This window comes from Donghicola eburneus, from assembly GCF_900115865.1.
Lineage (GTDB): Bacteria > Pseudomonadota > Alphaproteobacteria > Rhodobacterales > Rhodobacteraceae > Donghicola > Donghicola eburneus.
Genome location: NZ_FOXY01000008.1, coordinates 31343 through 49195, shown reverse-complemented (window position 1 = coordinate 49195; position 17853 = coordinate 31343). Strand labels below are relative to the sequence as shown.

Genomic DNA, 17853 nt, shown 5'->3' with positions numbered 1-17853 from the left:
CTGCACATTCACGAATGTATGAGGGGGGCCTTGCGGGCCCCTTTCTTTTTGGTTTGATGGGTCTAGGGTTACCCCAGTTCCTTGTACTCCCTCCCCTTCCAAGGAGACCTTTCATGTCCACCCCCCCTGCGACTGAACAGTCGAACATCAAGGGTGCCATCTTTGCACTAACCGCTTTTGCGCTCTATTCCGGCCATGACGTGCTGGTCAAAGTGCTGGGTGCAAACCATCACCCCTTCCAAATCGTTTTCTACAGCGTCCTGCTCAGCTTTCCCTTCCTGACCGTGGTGCTGATCCAACGCAAAGAGCCCTCGACCCTGCGTCCGGCCACTCCTGCATGGACCTACGCGCGGACGATCGCCGTGGTCTTTACCGGTGTCTGTGCGTTCTATGCCTTCTCGGTGCTGCCGCTGGCACAGGTTTACGCCATGGTCTTTGCCACGCCACTTCTCATTACGGTTTTGTCCATCCCTGTCCTTGGGGAAAAGGTCGGCCCCCGCCGCTGGGGCGCTGTAATCGTCGGTCTGATCGGCGTCATGGTCGTCTTGCGGCCCGGCTCGTCTGAACTGACCTTGGGGCACTTTGCCGCCCTTGGCGCGGCCGTCGGCGGATCGTTCGTGTCGATCATCGTGCGCCGCATCGGGTCGAAGGAAAGCGATATGGTCCTGCTTCTGTATCCCCTGATCGCCAACATCGTGATCATGGGCATGCTGATTCCGCTGGAATACAAACCCATGCAGCTGTGGGAACTTGGCACCGTTGCCTGCGTGGCGCTTCTGTCTCTGATTGCCATGAGCTTCCAGATCCGCGCCTACAAGACTGGCGAAGCGGGCATCGTTGCACCGATGCAGTACAGCCAGATGATCTGGGCCATCTTTTACGGCTACATGTTCTTTTCCGAATACCCCGACTTCTACACCCTTCTTGGGGCGGGGATCATCATCGCCAGCGGCGTCTACATCGTGATGCGCGAAGGCGCCAGAAAAGACACCCAAGCGCCGGTCACCAACACCGCTGTTCGGTTCGAAACCGGCACCACCCCGCGCTATACGCTTTTATTCCTACGCAGAAGCAAGAAACGCCAAAGCACTCTTGCCAAGCAAAGCTAGGTGCGATAATCGGCCCGACACGGTCGGAGTGTAGCTCAGCCTGGTAGAGCACTGTCTTCGGGAGGCAGGGGCCGGAGGTTCGAATCCTCTCACTCCGACCAATAAAACAAGGCGCCCTCAGGGGCGCCTTTGTGCGTTCTTGGACACGGTTTTCAGGGATGCGCTGCGCGATAGGCGCTGGGGCTCTGACCCGTCCACCGCTTGAAAGCGCGGACAAATGACGACGCCTCGGAAAAGCCCAGCAGATAGGCCGTCTCCATCACCGAAGCCTTTTGCCCCGTCAGATATTCCTGCGCCATTTGGCAGCGCAACTGGTCATGCACCTCGGCAAAGGTGACGTCTTCGTCCTTTAGCCGACGGTACAGTGTCTGACGGCTCATCCCCAGATCCCGTGCGACATCATCCATCGAAACCGACCCCTTGTGCAGATCAGGCAACAAGGCCGCCTCAACCCGCGCACGGGTGCTTTCGTCCCGCTGCAATGTGGTCAAGAGCGCGTCGGCATGGCGGGTATAAAGCCCAAAGGCATAGGGCTTTGGCGCGGCATCCAACCCGTCCAGACATCCCGCATCCAACGCCAAGGCATTGCGCGGCGCCTCAAAGGTCACAGGGGCCTGAAATACGTCTTGGTACAGGTCCGTATGGGGCGGCGCGGGATAGGTCACAGAGACCCCCTGCAGAAACGTAGTCTCTGGCAACATCCGGCGGAAGTTCGTCACAAAATTCGCAAAGGTCTGCTCGATCGCAGTGGGCGAGGCATTGGCATTCGGAAAGTGATCGATCAGCCAGAGGGTTTGCCCCTTCCGCTGCAATTCAAACCGATCAGGGGCGTTCGGAATATGCACATCCGCGATAATTCGGGCGTAGCGGTTTACATGGGCAATTCCCGCCTCCAAAGGGCCCGCAGCGTCAATGATCAGCCCAATGATCGACAGTTTCTCTAGCCCCGTTTCCGCAGCATAGCGCAGTGCAATGCCGCTATCGCCGGTGATGCCGATCGCCGTGCCCATCATCGCCCCATAGGACCGCACCGGCACGCGCGCGTCGGGATCCAATAACAGCGCCTCGTCGATCTGAGCAGCGTTCAGCAATGCCTCGCGCGGGACACCGCACCCCACCGCATACTCCAGAAACGAAGCGGCCATGCTTCCCATCACCGTGGGCTCGGTCATGCGTCTGTTCCCCCTGCTCGCGCGTCTTCACAAGCGCGTTGGTCCTAGCCCAAGGGCCTGCGCCCCCTTGATACCAAGGGGCTTGGCCCCACCTACCATAGGTTGATGGAATTCTGACTGTCTCTCAAGGGAATGGTGAATGAACGAACGCCCCGAACACGATGATCATAGCCAGCGCGGCCTACGCCATGTGCGCGAACTCGAAGGACACCTCGCGTGGCTCGACACCTTTTCGGGGGTCGCCTTGGGCGTTCTGTCCGCTGCATCGGGGATTTACACATATCTTGGCGTTTCGGGACTGCTGGATGACACGGGCGCGTTTTCCTTTTTTGCGGCAGCGGCGTATTCGATCGCGGTATCAGTCGGGATTTTCGTCTTCTGGTCCTACATGCTGCGGCTGTTGCCCGCGATGCAGAACACCGGCAACAAGCTGAAGCTTACCGGCGCGATGGCTTTGGGCTGCGCAGCGATCATTGCGATGTCGTCTTGGCTGAATGCTGCCGCGCTGGCTGGTGCCGCAGCCGTCGAACAGCACCTCGCGACCACGGTCCAAAGCTACCAAAGCGCGCTCGAGGAATCCCACGACATCGCCATTTCCGCCCAAGCGCTAGAACGCGACGTCGCCCGCGTCCGCCAGTCATTCGAGGATCTGTCGGCCCAAGAGGCAGACGGCAACCTGTCCGGCCTTGCGGGGCGCGGCGCCGTCTTCCGTGTTCTCTCCCAGAAAGCGTCTGAGCTTTCGGCGCTCGAAGAACAGATCGCTGCCCAATCCCCCCTGATCGACTCCGCCTTTGACGAAGGTAACGCCCTCCTGTCCCAGATGCGCGCGCTGATCGTTGAACAAGGCCCCGTAGAAGCCCGCAGCGTCGCCTTCAGCGAAGAAGCCGTACGGCTTGCCGGTCTGGTGGCGCAGCTTCGTCAGTTGTCCGTTGCCCCGCTTGTGGATCGCGCGGCGGCGGACTTGTCAGCGTCTGTCGTCTTGCCCGAACTCGACGGCAGCACACCCGACGGACAAATGGCGCAGCAGCAGACGATCTCTTCGGTGATGGATGTGCTGCAACTGCGCGCAGACTCTTTGGCGCAGGCAGCAGATCAGGTTCTCGCCCGTCCCGCTCCTGCCGACGTGGTCTATACGCCGGTCTCGGCTGCGGATGCGGTGATCCTGTATGCGGGCAACTTCGTGCCGTCTTGGGCGGGCGCGATTGCGATCGACCTTTTACCTGCCGTGCTGGTCCTGATCCTGATGGTCACCCAGTCGGCCATCCGCGAAAACCGCCACACCGCCCCCGCTGTCGATGGCCTGACCTTGGGCGAATTGCGCGCGGCCATGTACGCCATGCGCGAGGTAGAACAGGACAGCACACCGCGCCCAACGCCTGCACCTGCCCCCATGCCCAAGCCGGACACCTCTGACACATGAGCGAGACGGACACCGTAGACACACGCTCTGCCAAGCATATTCGCCGTGCCATTTTGGCCATCTTGTGGGTGCAGATCGGGATTGGCGCGTTTCTGGCAGGCTCTGATGTGATGTCGGGCTTGGACGGAGTGATGCGCCCGTCCAGCGCCCCCAGCTTTGATCAACCCGTTCGACCCGGGGATCAAACCCGACGGTTCGAGCCCGCGAACGCGCCGGACCTAACCACTGATCCCAGCCGGCGCACCCCCTTTCCAGGCGGCGATAATGTCCCTAGCCGATTGGCGTTCGAGGCCGCAGACGGCACCGCCTTTGTCAAAGGGCAGATCTCGCCCGGTGACGCAGTCCGGTTCGACGAATGGCTCGCCACGGTGGACGTTGACCGTGTGCGGCTGATGTCTCCCGGCGGATCGGTGCAGGATGCATTGCACATTGGTCGAACCATCCGCAGAAACGCGCTAGAGACCGTGATGCTGGCAGGCGACTTTTGCTATTCCGCTTGTCCCTACGTGCTCGCAGGCGGCACCATCAGACAGATTGACGACGAAGCCTCGGTCGGGGTGCACCAGCATTACTTTGACGAAAATACGGTGCTGCCCGCTTTTATCGCGGTCGAGAATATCCAGCGCGGTCAGGCAGAGGTCGTCGCCTATCTGACCGAGATGGGCATCGATCTGCGGGTAACAGAGCACGCCTTGTCGACCCCACCGGATGAAATCTACGTGCTCGTCCCCGAAGAACTGGTCGAGTACGGGTTTACCACCGCCGAGGAGGCGTAACGCTTAGGCGTTGCGCTGGGAGATAGCGATCCCGACACACACCATCGCAAGGCCCGAAAATACTGTCCGCGTGATGTTCCAAACCTTCCACGGGTCTGAATAGTCGGTCCAGATGCGGCTGGCCTCGGCCACCTCCGTATCGAGCGTGATGTGGAGAGCGCCAAGTGCTTCGTTCATCGGGACGTTCACCAGCATTGTCAGAAACAGGCCCCCGAACAGGTAGAGGAGCGCGCCCGCTCCGACCCACAGTCCCGCGGCTCGCGCACCGGAGCGCAGCGCCAATATCGCCGCTGCGCCCAACACAAGGGGCGTGCCAAAGAATGCGGGGGCGAAGACAGCGTTTCGGACGGAAGCGTTCATTTCTTGCATCGCGATAATGGCAACACGCGGATCCGCGTGATCCAACCCCCACATGGTCGAGCAGACCCATGCATAGAAAAACCCAAAGATCGCCCCGCTGAACAAGAGCGAAAGAACCAGCGCCCCTGTGACCAGATCAATCGATCTGGTGGAGTGAACTGTCTGTGTCATCGTCATGAAATACCCCAATCCGTAATGATGTGTACGCCTATACAAGATCCGTAACGAGATGTACGGATTCGGTCAAGTGATTGGGAGACGACTATGCAGGACACCAAGAAAGACGCACGGAGCGAACAAATCGAAGAGGCAGCCTACGCGGTTCTGGCAGAGAAAGGGTTCGCTGGTGCTTCGATGCTGTCGATTGCCAAGCGGGCGAAATGCTCGAACGAGACGATGTACCGTTGGTATGGGGACAAGGTCGGGCTCTTTCGCGCCCTCGTCACGCGCAACGCTGATCGGGTCGCGTCCGTCTTGCGGCAGGCGGCGGCGCAGGATCGTGCGCCGCTCGACGTGCTCGAAGAGTTCGGCCCCTTGCTCTTGGACACCCTGCTCGGAGAGCGCGCGGTCGCCTTGAACCGAGCGGCAGCGGCGGATGCTAGCGGGACGCTTGGACAAACCTTGGCCGAGGCAGGACGAGACACCGTGCAGCCTCTAATCGTCGCGGTGATGGAACGCGCGATCCGGCAGCGGGCCATCTCTGGACCCGCAGAGGCGGCCTGCGATCTGTATCTGTCGCTGCTGTTGGGGGACTGGCAAATCCGTCGGGTGGTTGCGCGGGTGCCCGTCCCGTCCGCGGATATGCGCGCGGCGCGGGCCAAGCGCGCGATCCAAGGTCTTCGCACTTTGATGCCCGCCACGTAAAAAAAGCCCCCGCCGCTAGGGCGAGGGCTTCGAGTTGCGTGAGTGGTCGTTTTTTAGTCCGAGATTGCGCCTTCTTCGTCTTTGCGCTGGCGCATTTTGTTTTTCACGACACGGCCAAAGATGATGGGCATCACGAAGCCGATGATCGCAATCGCCCATAGTCCGAGCGACAGGGGGCTATCCACGAGGGTCCACCAGTCACCGTTGTCGATGGTGATCGCACGGCGCAGGTTGGCCTCCATCGAGTTCCCCAGCAGGGTCCCGAGGATGATGGGCACCAGCGGCACATCTAGCTTGCGCAGAACCCAGCCCATGACACCGAAGCCGATCATCACCAGCAGGTCAAAGGACGAGCCCGAGATGCCGTAGATGCCGACAAAGCTGACCATCGCAACCACAGGCATCAGGATGCGCGGGGGTACCATCAGCAGGCGGGTGAACAGGCCGACCATCGGGATGTTCATCGCCAGCAGCATGAAGTTCGCGATGAACAGCGCTGCGATCAGACCCCAAACCACATCAGGGTTCTGGGTGAACAGCAGCGGGCCAGGGGTGATGTTGAGCGACAGCAGAACAGCCAGTAGAACAGCGGTGGTACCGGATCCGGGGACACCTAGCGCCAGCATCGGCACCAGAGCACCACCCGCAGCCGCGTTGTTGCCCGTCTCAGGCGCAGCCACACCACGAGGATCGCCGGTGCCGAAAGTGCCTTCTTTGTCGACCAGACGCTTTTCCATCGAGTAGCTGATGAACGAACCCAGCGATGCGCCCGCACCGGGCAGAACGCCAGCGATGAAGCCCAGAACAGAGGTGCGCAGCATGGTCGGCGTACACTGCTTGATCATCGACAGCGGCGGCGTCAGACGGCCCACTTTCAGTTGACGACCTTCGGCGCTGGCTTTGCCGTGACGCTCTTCGAGGAAGATCAGAACCTCGGACAGGGCGAATAGACCCACGATAGCGACAAGGAAATCGAGACCGTCATAGAGGTGCACTTCGCCAAAGGTGAAGCGCGGCACGCCGGTCTGGGTGTCCACACCGATCATCGCCAGACCCAGACCCAGCGCAGCGGCGAAGGCCGACTTGGCTTGGTTGGTCGAGCTCACGCCACCAAGGGTCATGAACGCCAAAGCGAACAGGGCAAAGTATTCAGCGGGGCCGAACAGCAGGGCGACTTTGACCAGCTGGGGCGCCAACAGGATCAGACCCCATGTTGCAAAGAACGCACCCACGAAAGAGGCGATACCGGAGAGGGACAGCGCTTCGCCGGCCATGCCCTTTTTCGCCATCGGGTGACCGTCGAGACAGGTCATCATCGCAGGCTCATCGCCCGGAATGTTCAGCAAGATCGAGCTGATGCGGCCACCATACATGGCGCCGTAGTACACAGACGTCAGCAGGATCAGCGACGGCGTCGCCCCCAGACCCAGCGTGAACGCCAGCGGGATCAGAATAGCCACGCCGTTCGACGGCCCAAGGCCGGGCAGCGCGCCCATAACAGTCCCCAGAAAACAGCCCAGCAGCGCCAGAAGCAGATTTTCAAAGGTCAGAGCGATCGCAAAGCCATCGCCAAGAGCAGAAAGGATATCCATATCGTGTCTCCTTAGAAGCCGAGCGGGCCACGGGCCAACGACAGCCCGAGCACGAGGTGGAAGATAACGTAGATGCCGACCGAGGTTCCGACGCCTGTTGCGACAGATCCGATGATGGTCGAGCCCAGACGCCACGCCAGATAGGTGGCAGCGATTGCGGTCGCGAAGACAAATCCGATGATCGGCAGGAACTCTGCGTACAGGACCATCACGACGACGGCGGCCGCGATTTCGACGAAGCGACCAAAGTCAGGCCAGTGCGGCTCGGGATCGGGTTTGATCGCAATCACGGCAGAGCTGATGCCGAGGATAGCTGCGATAATCAGGGGAAAGGCTTTGGGGCCGACTGCGTCCGACAAAAAGCTCTCTTCAATGGCGAGGGCAGACATTGCGTACCCGATGGCCAGAAGAACGCCGAACACGCCGAAGATACGATCACTCATCAAGGATCTCCTGAGACGGCTATGGTTTGGATATGGAAAGGGACGCCGCATGAAGGGGAGAGGCGGCGTCCCTAGGTGTCTACACAGGGGGGCTGCGTAGAATTACTTGATGATCCCGATCTCTTTCGAGATGTTCTGGATCTGGTTCACAGAGCGCGAAACAAAGGTCTGGAATTCATCGCCGCGCAGGTCGAGCGGTGCCAGACCGTTTGCTGCCATGATGTCTTTCCACTCGGCCGATTCATACAGATCACCGATTTTCGAAACCCATGCTTCGTATGCTTCGTCGCTCATGCCAGCGGGGGCGTAGAAGCCGCGCCAGTTTGCGCCGATCGCGTCGATGCCCTGCTCTTTTGCAGTCGGGAAGTCAGCGAATTCGCCACCCAGACGCTCGGGCGACAGAACTGCGATAACTTTGACGTCACCGCTGTCAACAAAGCCTTTTGCTTCGGAAACGTCGCCGGTGAACGCCTGAACCGAGCCAGCCAGCAGCTGGGTCACAGCTTCGCCGCCGCCATCAAACGCGATATATTTCACCGAACGGACATCTTCGACGCCGTATGCGTTTGCTGCGATCAGAACCTTCAGGTGGTCCCAGCCGCCAACAGCCGAGCCGCCAGCAACCGATACCGAGGTGGGATCGTTTTTGATCATGTCCAGCAGTTCGGGCAGGGTGTTCACTTCGCTGTCGGCTGCAACGGCGATGACACCGTAGTCCGCACCGATCGACGCTAGCCAACGCACCTGGTCATAGGTGTTGCCGGGGTATGCGCCCTGCGCCAGACGAGTCGCAGTTGCGGTCGAACCTGCAACGATCAGGTCATTATCGTCGCCGCGCTTGTTCACAACTTCGGCAAACGCCACACCACCGCCGCCACCGGCGAGGTTCACGACCTGCATGGTTTTCTCGATCAGACCGAGGTCCTGCATGGATTTACCAACCTGACGGCAGGTGAAGTCCCAGCCACCACCGGGGTTTGCGGGAGCGATACACTCGGGGTTCTCGGGCTGCCAGCCTTCGGCGGACGCTGCAAATGCGGATGCACCCAGCATCAGGGCGGCCACGGTCATACGAGTCGCTTTAAAGATCATTGATGTTCTCCTCCACAGTGATCCATCAGACAGATTTCGGGCCTGTCCGGTATGAACCCGCCAGCGCTGCTTGTGTTTGCAGTCTCCTCTTGGCGGGCTATGAAGGAGTTAAGTAGCGATGAAAGCTGTCGCGAACCTGTCAATTTGACAGCAAAGCGCCGGCAGATAGACCCGATAGAGGAAAAAGATGCGCATTCTGATTGTCGAGGACGCCACCGACATGGCAGAGGCCATCGCGATTCGCCTAGGCAAGGCAGGTATGGCCTGTGACATGGCCGAATCGTGCGAGGCAGCCGAGGATTTCCTCGCTGTGCAGCGCTATGATGCCTTGGTTCTCGATATCAACCTTCCTGATCGCACGGGTACAGAACTGCTTGCAGACCTGCGCGCACGCGGCGTGCGCACGCCTGTTCTGATGCTAACCGCGCTGTTTTCCGTGGATGACCGAGTATCCGCACTAAATCTCGGGGCTGATGACTATCTGGTAAAGCCCTTTGATTACAGGGAACTAGAGGCCCGCCTCCGCGCTCTTGTCCGCCGCGAGGCCGAACAAAAGACCGACACACTGACCCTTGGCCCTTTGAAATTCCAGCCGTCGACGATGACCGCAGACCTGTCGGACACACCTTTGGACTTGACGCGGCGCGAGGCTGCTCTGCTGGGGCTTTTGCTGCGAAACAGTGGCAAAACTCTGAACAAAGAGCGCTTGTATGACGGCCTTTTCGCCTTTGAAAACGCGGACGTGGGATTGAACGCGATCGAGCTGTATATCGGCCGCCTGCGCAAGAAACTGGCGGGCAGCGGCGTCTCGATCGAGACCCAACGACGGCTCGGATACCGGATCATTCTGGATGAATGAGCCTCTGATTTCCACCGCGCGACAGCGATCTTTGTCGTCACGTGTGGTGACAGGTGTGCTCTCGCTTTTGCTGATCGGTGGAATCATTGTTGCCATCGCGAGCTTTGCCTACGGCCGCCAAGCTGCCCGCCAAGCATATGACCGCCTGCTTTTAGGCGCCGCCAACGACATCGCAGAGTCGATTGCGGTGATCGGGGGCGAACCTCTGACCGATCTCCCAGTCTCGGCCTTCCAACTCTTGGCGCTGGCGCCCGATGACCGCGTGGCCTACGCCGTGCGCGGCTCGCGCGGGCAACTTCTGACGGGCCAAGACCATGTGCGCCTGCCGAAATCGAGCACGACAGGTGGCCCCGTGTTCTACGATGCCCCCATGCAAGACGAGGCTGCGCGTTTCGTAACTGTGTACCGCCGCTTTGCCGAAAGGGATTTTTCGGGCACGGTCAGCGTAACGGTCGGACAAACGCTCGCCGCTCGGAATGTCATGGCTCTGGGACTGACCCGGGATGCCCTGATCGCTTCGCTCGTGGCTGGACTTGCGCTGATGGTTCTGGCCACACTCGTGATCCGCAATGCGATGGCCCCGCTAAACAAGATCGCCGATGAATTACTGGACCGAGATCCCTACGATCTGACCCCCATGGACCGGAACGTGCCCGCCGAAGTGTCCGTCATGATCGACGCCATGAACCGGTTTATGCTGCGTCTGGACCGTCAGGTCAGTAGCATGCGACATCTGATTTCGGACACCGCGCATCAACTGCGCACCCCCGTTGCCGCTATCCGAGCTCAATCAGAGCTAATCGTCGAAGCCACAGACGAGGACGTGCGAAACCAGATGGTCACCCGCCTGACGCGCCGCTCGCGATCCTTGGGCGAACTTTTGGACCAGATGCTGTCCCGCGCGCTCGTGATCCACCGATCAGACAGCGCGCCACCTTTGCCAGTGGATTTGCGCGACATCGCTCTGAATGTCGTCGAGACCAAGGATCACGAACTTCTCTCGCCCGAAACAGAGGTGGAACTGCGGATCGGACCGGACGAAGTGATTGTACTGGCCGACGAGATCTCTTTGGTCGAGGCGGCAAAAAACATGTTTAACAATGCGCTGCGCCATGGCCAGTCGCCCGTGGTTATCGGGGTATCGCAACATGGGGGCTCGGCGGAAATTTGGGTCGAGGATGCGGGCTCTGGCCCCCCCGCCGACATTCTGGACCGCATCGGCCAACGCTTCGAACGCAGCGCCGCCTCTTCGGGGCGCAGCGCAGGCTTGGGCCTGTCTATCGTTCGCTCTGTCGCCAGCGCTTTCGCAGGTGAGCTGACCATGGGACGGGGCGAAGACGGCTTCCGCGTTACACTCACCCTACCAGCCCAAACCGGAGAGCCCCAATGATCCGCAGAATGATCGCGGCCCTTTTGCTGTGCCTCTTTAGCCTGCCAGCCCATGCCGAAGAAGCGGTTGCCGTGTTTGGCGCAGAGTCCGCCCGCCCGATGCTGTTTCGCTCCACCACGGATATCCGCGTCTTGGGGCCTACAATCGAAGAGTTCGTCCGTCTGAACTCCGACATCCGCGTAATCTACGAACAGTGGGGCTCAAACGCGCTTTACGCCGAATCCCTCAAGGATTGCGAAGCCGGTCGCGGTGCCGATGCGATCCTATCCTCGGCGGTGCACCAGCTTGTGTCCTTGGTGAACAGCGCGTGCGCGGCGCCCTACCGATCCCCCCTCACCGAAGCCCTGCCCAATGATCGGCGCTGGCGCGACGAGCTTTGGGGGATCACGCGCGAAGCCGCCGTCATCATCTACAACACCGCGCTCGTTTCAGAAGAGGACGTCCCACACAGCCGCTTCGAATTGCTGGACCTTATGCGGCGCGAGAATCCCATTTACGAGGATCGCATCGCCACGTACGACATCGAAGCCTCGGGCCTAGGCTACCTCTTCGCGTTTTCAGACAGTATTGAGGCCAGCACATTTGGCGCTTTGCTCGAGGGCTTCAGCCGCGTAAACGCGGTTGCCACCTGCTGCTCGAACGAGATCATCGAAGGGGTCAGTTCAGGCCGCTATCTGATCGCGTACAACGTGCTTGGGTCTTACGTCAGCACCCAGTACCGCGACAATGTCAGCGTGGTGATGCCAGAGGACTACACGCTATTCCTGTCACGCGCCTACATGATCCCGCGAAACGCACAGAACCAAGGTGCCGCCACACGGCTGCTGGACTTCTTGCTCTCCAGCCAAGGAAACGCGCTGCTACGCGAAAGTGGCCTCGTAATGCGCCGCGACCCCGAAGAGACCTTCCTGCCCGAAAGCTCGGAACGTGCGATCCCGATCAATCCGATGCTTCTGGTCGCCTTAGACCAACACCGCCGCAAACGGTTCATCGCGCAGTGGCGTTCCACCTTCGGGGCCCCTCAGTTCCTATCCCCATAAAAGAATAAGGCGCAGGCCAGTGAGGAGGGGCCTGCGCCGGATAGCGCCACTTGGATAGGAGTGGGGAGTCAGGTGGCGCAGAGCTTGGAACGCGTGAGGAAACGACGCTCCCGCCCATTATCAAGGCTAAACATCCCGCCACGGCCGTCGATCACGTCGATGATCAAATCCGTGTGCTTCCACACCTCGTACTGACTACCCGAAATGTAGAATGGCATGCCGCCAATCTCTCCTAGTAAAACATCGTGCTCGCCAATGCGGAAATCCCCTTGCGCGTAACACATCGGGGCCGAGCCATCGCAGCAGCCTCCGGACTGGTGGAACATCACAAGCCCATGATCGGCAACGATCTCGGACAGGAATTCCAGCGCTTCAGGGGTGGCAGACACCTTGTCCAGTTTTTCAGACACGACCCGCCTCCTTCATCTTGGCGAAAATACCCTCGGGGGGTGTGGGGGGCCGACAGCCCCCCACGTGTTCCAGACTTAGAAGAAGCCCAGTTTCTTGGGGCTGTAGCTGACCAGCATGTTCTTGGTCTGCTGATAGTGCTCCAGCATCATCTTGTGGTTCTCGCGGCCAACACCGGACTGCTTATAGCCACCGAACGCCGCGTGTGCGGGGTACGCGTGGTAGCAGTTGGTCCAGACACGGCCTGCCTCGATGGCACGGCCAAAGCGGTAGCAGGTGTTCGCATCACGCGACCAGACGCCTGCACCCAAACCGTAGAGGGTGTCGTTCGCGATCTCGAGAGCTTCTTCCGCGTCCTTGAAGGTCGTGACCGACACAACGGGGCCAAAGATCTCTTCCTGGAAGATGCGCATCTTGTTGTGGCCCTTCATCACGGTCGGCTTGACGTAGTAGCCGTTCTCGAGATCACCACCCAGAATGTTGCGATCGCCGCCAGCCAGAACTTCCGCACCTTCGTCGCGACCGATCTGGATGTAGCTCAGGATCTTTTCCAGCTGCTCTTGCGAGGCCTGCGCACCGATCATGGTGTTGGGGTCCAGCGGGTCGCCCTGAACGATTTCTTCAACACGCTTCAGAGCGCGCTCCATGAACTTCTCGTAGATCGATTCCTGGATCAGCGCGCGGCTGGGGCAGGTGCAAACTTCGCCCTGGTTCAGCGCGAACATCACGAAGCCTTCGATCGCCTTGTCGAAGAAGTCGTCGTCATGTGCTGCAACGTCTTCGAAGAAGATGTTCGGCGACTTGCCACCCAGCTCCAGAGTTACGGGGATCAGGTTTTCCGACGCGTACTGCATGATCAGGCGACCGGTCGAGGTTTCGCCGGTGAATGCGATCTTCGCGATGCGCTTGGACTGTGCCAGCGGCTTGCCGGTTTCCAGACCAAAGCCGTTGACGACGTTCAGAACGCCTGCGGGGATGACGTCGGCCAGCAGTTCACACAGAACCATGATCGCTGCGGGGGTCTGTTCTGCGGGCTTCAGAACGATGCAGTTGCCGCCTGCCAGTGCGGGTGCCAGTTTCCAGCAGGCCATCAGCAGGGGGAAGTTCCAGGGAATGATCTGGCCAACAACACCCAGAGGCTCGTGGAAGTGGTACGCGATGGTGTCCGCGTCGATTTCCGAAATCGAACCTTCCTGAGCGCGCAGAGCGCCAGCAAAGTAACGGAAGTGGTCGATTGCCAGCGGCAGGTCAGCCGCCATGGTCTCGCGGATCGGCTTGCCGTTGTCCCAAGTTTCACATGTCGCCAGAAGCTCCATGTTTTCTTCCATGACGTCTGCGATTTTCAGCAGAACTGCAGCGCGTTCGGTGGTCGATGCGTGACCCCATGCCGCTTTGGCTGCGTGCGCTGCGTCCAGCGCCGCTTCGACGTCGGTCGCGTCCGAACGGGCGATTTCACAGATTTTGCCGCCAGTGATGGGGCTGCCGTTGTCAAAGTAACGGCCTGCTGCGGGGGCAACGAACTTGCCGCCGATGAAGTTGTCATAACGCTCTTTAAAGGGCGACACACGGTTGGCCGAACCGGCTTGAGCCATCTCGTTCATGGTATTCCTCCTCGTTGACCCGGCGTATCCTCCGACCGGGATTGAGAGGACGATGCCCACCCTTTTGGTCCTGCGCATCCCCACCAAAGTCTCATGTTTCGGGGGAGTGTCTCAGGACTGAGACAGTCAGTGAGACTTTTCGGAAATCCCGAGGCGCTTCATCCGGCGATACATAGTCGCCCGACCGATTCCGAGCGCTTTGGCCGCCGCAGAAACGTTGCCATCCGCACGCGAAAGCGCCCGCATGACAGCTGCGCGCTCGGCCCCTTCGAATCCCTTAGGCGATTCTTCGGAGCGGCCGAGCAGGTCCACAGCGGGGATCGGACGCAATTCTCCCTCGGTCGGCAAATCCAACGCGGCGCGGGCGAGACGTGTGGCACCAACGACCAAATCATCCTGATCCACCGCGAGCAGTGAACCTTCGCGTGTGTCATCCCCTGCAACAATGATCCGCGCCTTGGGGAAAGTTGCGCGGAAAAAGTCTGTCTCGATCTGGCGGGCTGTTTGTTCCACCATCGCAGAGATCAGTTGATTGAAGCCTTCGGTCTGGTCGCTGCGGGCCGAGGAGACATCCAGCGCGCCCAACAGCTGCCCATTCGGCCCAAAAATCGGTGCGTCCATACAGCTGAGGCCGGTGTTGCGCGCGATAAAATGGTCATCTCGGTGGATCGTCACGCGGCGGCGCTCTGCCAGACAGGTGCCGATGCCATTGGTGCCCTCAGCCTCTTCGCTCCAGTTACCACCAGACCACAGGCCCCAGTCCGAGAATACCTCGGCGTCGCCGTCATTCACACGGTGCTGCAAAACGATTCCGCGCGCATCGGTCAGCAGGACAGCACAGCCTGACTGCCCCACCAGCGCATACAGGTTGTCCACCCGCGGCGTCGCGCTGCGCAAGAAGCTGTCATTCGATTCCACAAGAACATTGAGTTCGCGTTGGGTCAGACGCTGAGGCCCCTGCACTGTCGCTGGGTCAATCCCGTGCCGGACCAAGGACCGCCGCCAAGACGCGGCCAAACGCGACAACGCAGCCGCAGAACTGGACTCGACAACGGACAGCACGCGGTCTGCGTGGTTATGAAGCTCGGACATGAGTACCTCCCTCATACAGCGCGCCTCACTTCGTCCTCACTCGGAAGGCGTGCGCGCGTAGTGTCCTGCAACGACAAATGGCCCGCAAGGTCTGAAACCTTGCGGGCCATCGTCAATTGGTCCTACTGCAGCGGATTACCGCCCGCCGTCTTCTCCGTCATCACCCGCTTCGCCGTCGGTGTGATCGGGCAAATCCAATTCCTTGGGCTTGTTGCGAGCGTCCGCAGGATCCGAGACGTCGTCGGCTTCGCCTTCGACGATCTCTTGGTTCTCTTTCTTGACCCGCATCGGAACGGACGAGCCGTCCTTGTTCTCGGCCCAAGTGAGGGTCTGGTAGGGGAACGGGATCTCGATACCGCGCTCATCGAAGATGCGCTTGATGATCTCGTTATAGGCACGGCCAATGCCCCACTGATCGCCGGGACGGGTTTTAATCCGGCCACGTAGAACGATGGCACTGTCACCAAAGCTGTTCAGACCAAACCATTCAAAGTCGCCAGTGATCTTGGCGCCATTTTCGCCCTCTTTTAGCTCGTTGAAGGCATCGAACATGGCTTCTTTCACCTCGGGCACGCTCTCGCGATAGGCCACGCCCATGTCGGCAACAAAGTAGCCGTATTCCATCATGTAGTTGGACACCATGTCGACACTGCTGAACGGAATCATATGGTAGATGCCCTGATAATCCCGCAGGGATACCGAGCGGATGGTCAGCTTTTCGACCACACCGGTGGTGCCGTTCAGGGTGATCACGTCGCCGACGTTAATCACTCCCTCGAATTGGATGAAGATGCCGGTGATGATGTCCTGCACCATCTTCTGCGCACCAAAACCAATGGCCAGACCCAGCACACCAGCCGAAGCAAGCAGCGGCGCGATATCCAGACCAATTTGCGAGAGCACGAACATCAGCGTGATGATGATCAGCGCGATGGTCGCCGCATTGCGCAGCAGGCTCAGCAGCGTGGTCTCGCGCGAACTTGGGGCGGAGCCCCAGTCGGGGTTCAGACGATAATCCACCCAAGAGGTCAGCGACAGCCAGATCAGGCAGGACACTGCAAGGATCAGGATCACGCTAATGGTCTTGGCCGACAGATTTGCCCCGAAGTTCGACGCCAATGCTGCACCAAGGTCAAACACACCCAACGCGTTAAGCGCAAAGACGACAACAAAGAGGAATAGCACAACGCGCAAGCCAGCCAGCACTTTGGGCACGAACTTGTTCAAGCGCGATTCCAGCAGCGGCAGACGCTCTTTCCACGAGGCGGGCAAGCGCACGCCATGGCGCACAAAGTGGGTCAGCCAGCCAGAAGCCATCATGCCGATCAGGACAACTAGCGCGACTTGGGCCGTATTCACAAATGTTTGGAACACAACGGTGGTGGAGCGGGTCATGACGATCACGAACACGCCTGCCAAATACAGCAGCACCGGCCAGTGCCAGTTGCGCGCCAAAACGCGCGCGGCCCCTTTGGGAGCGTCCTCTTCGTCGCGCCCCAGCAGATAGCTGGCCACATTGGTGCGGTTGCGCAGAACGGTCGCGATGATAATGCCCAGAACCAGCAGCGCGAGAATTAGCGTCACTGCGCGGCCCGTCATATAGGACATATCATTGTTCACGACGGGCACGACCAGCAGCTGGCCATAGCCCAGTAGACCGATCAGCAGGTTCAACCGGCGCGACACGTAACCGGCGGTATCGTCATTCAGCGGGAACATCCGCAGGCTTGACGTTGCGGGAGAGAAGATCAGGCGCACGACGACTTTGATCAGCTCCACCACAAGGAAGGCGTTCAGATACAGTGTCTGACGGATGCCGATCTCGCCGAATTCACCAAAGACCATGAGCGCGAGCGCATAGCCCGCGAGCCACGAAATTAGAACGATCAGGACGTCGATCGCGCCGGACAGGAAGAACAAACCGACAGAGCGCAGGAAGAGACTGTCAGAAGCCTTGGCCCCCAGACGCTTGTAATAGCTGGTTGCAAAGCTGCGCAGAACAATGAACACCGCGATGGTCGAGACGATCACCAGTGCCAAGTCCTTGAAGGTTGCTAGCAGGTCCGAAGCGTCATCAGAGTCGAGCGACGTCAGCGTCGACACCGAAAAGGTGATCTGACGCCAGATTTGCGCACTCTGCGCTGTCAGGTCCTCGGCCAACCCTTTGGTAAAGGTCGCGATTTGGCGGCCAAACGACACGTCGTCTGCTTGCGTGATGTCCTCGACCGTTTGCGCGGCCTCATCAGCAATGGTTGTTTCGCTTTGATCAGAAGAGCCCTCGGAATCCGAAGACGAGTCCGAGTTGTCGATCTCCCGAAGGGCTTCGATCAGCCTCTCTCGTGTGGAATCGTTCTGGAGGACATCGATAAGTTTATCGGTTTCAGCGCTCTGACTGGAAGATGTGTCAGATGCGGAAGTGTCAGAGGACATCGCTGCACCGCTGTCCTGCGCCAGCAAAGCGCCGGACCACATCAACATCAGTGCCACGACACAGGCCAGCATCAGCTTTGACAGGGTCGAAAGGGGGCGGATCATTTTTCGGAAGTTCTTCTCGGTCTTTGATTACAGTTGGTTCAGCCCTGAGTGCTACAGAGAAACGCGCACAGCAAGATGGGCCGAATACGGCTATGCTTTG

16 protein-coding genes and 1 tRNA gene are annotated in these 17853 nt (G+C 59.7%); 8 read left to right on the top strand and 9 right to left on the bottom strand.

All coding sequences use genetic code 11. The annotated features are described in order from the left end of the window. The first annotated feature begins 113 nt into the window (after nt 1-113). The gene (locus BM225_RS14400) at nt 114-1109 is read left to right on the top strand and encodes a DMT family transporter (protein ID WP_072709584.1); all 996 of its coding nucleotides are present in this window, start codon (nt 114-116) and stop codon (nt 1107-1109) included. 24 nt (nt 1110-1133) lie between these two features. Continuing rightward, nucleotides 1134-1210: transfer RNA gene (locus BM225_RS14395), tRNA-Pro, on the top strand. Nucleotides 1211-1261: 51 nt separating this feature from the next. On the opposite strand, the gene BM225_RS14390 is transcribed toward BM225_RS14395, so the two are convergent. After that, nucleotides 1262-2281, bottom strand: a complete 1020-nt coding sequence (locus BM225_RS14390) for an AraC family transcriptional regulator (protein ID WP_072709555.1) — start codon at nt 2279-2281, stop codon at nt 1262-1264. A 139-nt stretch (nt 2282-2420) separates the two neighbouring features. Here BM225_RS14390 and BM225_RS14385 point away from each other — a divergent pair, with 139 nt between their 5' ends. Further along, the gene (locus BM225_RS14385) at nt 2421-3701 is read left to right on the top strand and encodes a hypothetical protein (protein ID WP_072709553.1); all 1281 of its coding nucleotides are present in this window, start codon (nt 2421-2423) and stop codon (nt 3699-3701) included. Further along, nucleotides 3698-4477, top strand: coding sequence for a COG3904 family protein (locus BM225_RS14380; protein ID WP_072709551.1), 780 nt, complete (start codon nt 3698-3700; stop codon nt 4475-4477). The genes BM225_RS14385 and BM225_RS14380 overlap by 4 nt, the downstream gene beginning before the upstream one ends. 3 nt (nt 4478-4480) lie before the next feature. Here BM225_RS14380 and BM225_RS14375 read toward each other — a convergent pair whose 3' ends face one another. After that, nucleotides 4481-5014, bottom strand: a complete 534-nt coding sequence (locus BM225_RS14375) for an anthrone oxygenase family protein (protein WP_245780503.1) — start codon at nt 5012-5014, stop codon at nt 4481-4483. Nucleotides 5015-5101: 87 nt separating this feature from the next. Between BM225_RS14375 and BM225_RS14370 the strand changes: the two genes are divergently transcribed. After that, nucleotides 5102-5701, top strand: a complete 600-nt coding sequence (locus tag BM225_RS14370; protein WP_072709549.1) for a TetR/AcrR family transcriptional regulator — start codon at nt 5102-5104, stop codon at nt 5699-5701. A 53-nt stretch (nt 5702-5754) separates the two neighbouring features. Here the strand turns inward: BM225_RS14370 and BM225_RS14365 are convergent, their stop codons facing one another. From BM225_RS14365 to BM225_RS14355, 3 genes are all read right to left on the bottom strand, one after another. Continuing rightward, entirely contained in the window at nt 5755-7293 is a 1539-nt protein-coding gene (locus BM225_RS14365) for a tripartite tricarboxylate transporter permease (protein WP_072709547.1), read from the bottom strand. 11 nt (nt 7294-7304) lie between these two features. Further along, nucleotides 7305-7736 carry a tripartite tricarboxylate transporter TctB family protein gene (locus BM225_RS14360; RefSeq protein ID WP_072709545.1) on the bottom strand — a complete coding sequence of 144 codons (432 nt, stop codon included), beginning with the start codon at nt 7734-7736 and terminating at the stop codon, nt 7305-7307. A 102-nt stretch (nt 7737-7838) separates the two neighbouring features. Then, nucleotides 7839-8828 (bottom strand): Bug family tripartite tricarboxylate transporter substrate binding protein, encoded by a 990-nt coding sequence (locus BM225_RS14355; RefSeq protein WP_072709543.1) that lies wholly within the window; start codon nt 8826-8828, stop codon nt 7839-7841. Nucleotides 8829-9015: 187 nt separating this feature from the next. Between BM225_RS14355 and BM225_RS14350 the strand changes: the two genes are divergently transcribed. Genes BM225_RS14350 through BM225_RS14340 form a run of 3 tightly spaced genes read left to right on the top strand, consistent with a single transcriptional unit; the run spans nt 9016 to nt 12117 of the window. Further along, nucleotides 9016-9687 carry a response regulator transcription factor gene (locus BM225_RS14350; protein ID WP_072709541.1) on the top strand — a complete coding sequence of 224 codons (672 nt, stop codon included), beginning with the start codon at nt 9016-9018 and terminating at the stop codon, nt 9685-9687. Further along, complete coding sequence (locus BM225_RS14345; RefSeq protein WP_072709539.1) at nt 9680-11077, top strand: sensor histidine kinase; 1398 nt, start codon at nt 9680-9682, stop codon at nt 11075-11077. Before BM225_RS14350 ends, BM225_RS14345 begins: the two co-directional genes overlap by 8 nt. After that, complete coding sequence (locus BM225_RS14340; protein ID WP_072709537.1) at nt 11074-12117, top strand: ABC transporter substrate-binding protein; 1044 nt, start codon at nt 11074-11076, stop codon at nt 12115-12117. Before BM225_RS14345 ends, BM225_RS14340 begins: the two co-directional genes overlap by 4 nt. Before the next feature lie 68 nt (nt 12118-12185). Here BM225_RS14340 and BM225_RS14335 read toward each other — a convergent pair whose 3' ends face one another. From BM225_RS14335 to BM225_RS14320, 4 genes are all read right to left on the bottom strand, one after another. Then, complete coding sequence (locus BM225_RS14335) at nt 12186-12527, bottom strand: DUF779 domain-containing protein (RefSeq protein WP_245780502.1); 342 nt, start codon at nt 12525-12527, stop codon at nt 12186-12188. Between the two features lie 75 nt (nt 12528-12602). Further along, a complete protein-coding gene (adh, locus tag BM225_RS14330) occupies nt 12603-14126 on the bottom strand; it encodes an aldehyde dehydrogenase (RefSeq protein ID WP_072709535.1) in 1524 nt (507 codons plus the stop codon). Nucleotides 14127-14252: 126 nt separating this feature from the next. After that, complete coding sequence (locus BM225_RS14325) at nt 14253-15218, bottom strand: helix-turn-helix domain-containing protein (protein WP_177218634.1); 966 nt, start codon at nt 15216-15218, stop codon at nt 14253-14255. Nucleotides 15219-15353: 135 nt separating this feature from the next. Then, nucleotides 15354-17753 (bottom strand): mechanosensitive ion channel domain-containing protein, encoded by a 2400-nt coding sequence (locus BM225_RS14320; RefSeq protein WP_072709533.1) that lies wholly within the window; start codon nt 17751-17753, stop codon nt 15354-15356. Nucleotides 17754-17853 lie beyond the last annotated feature (100 nt).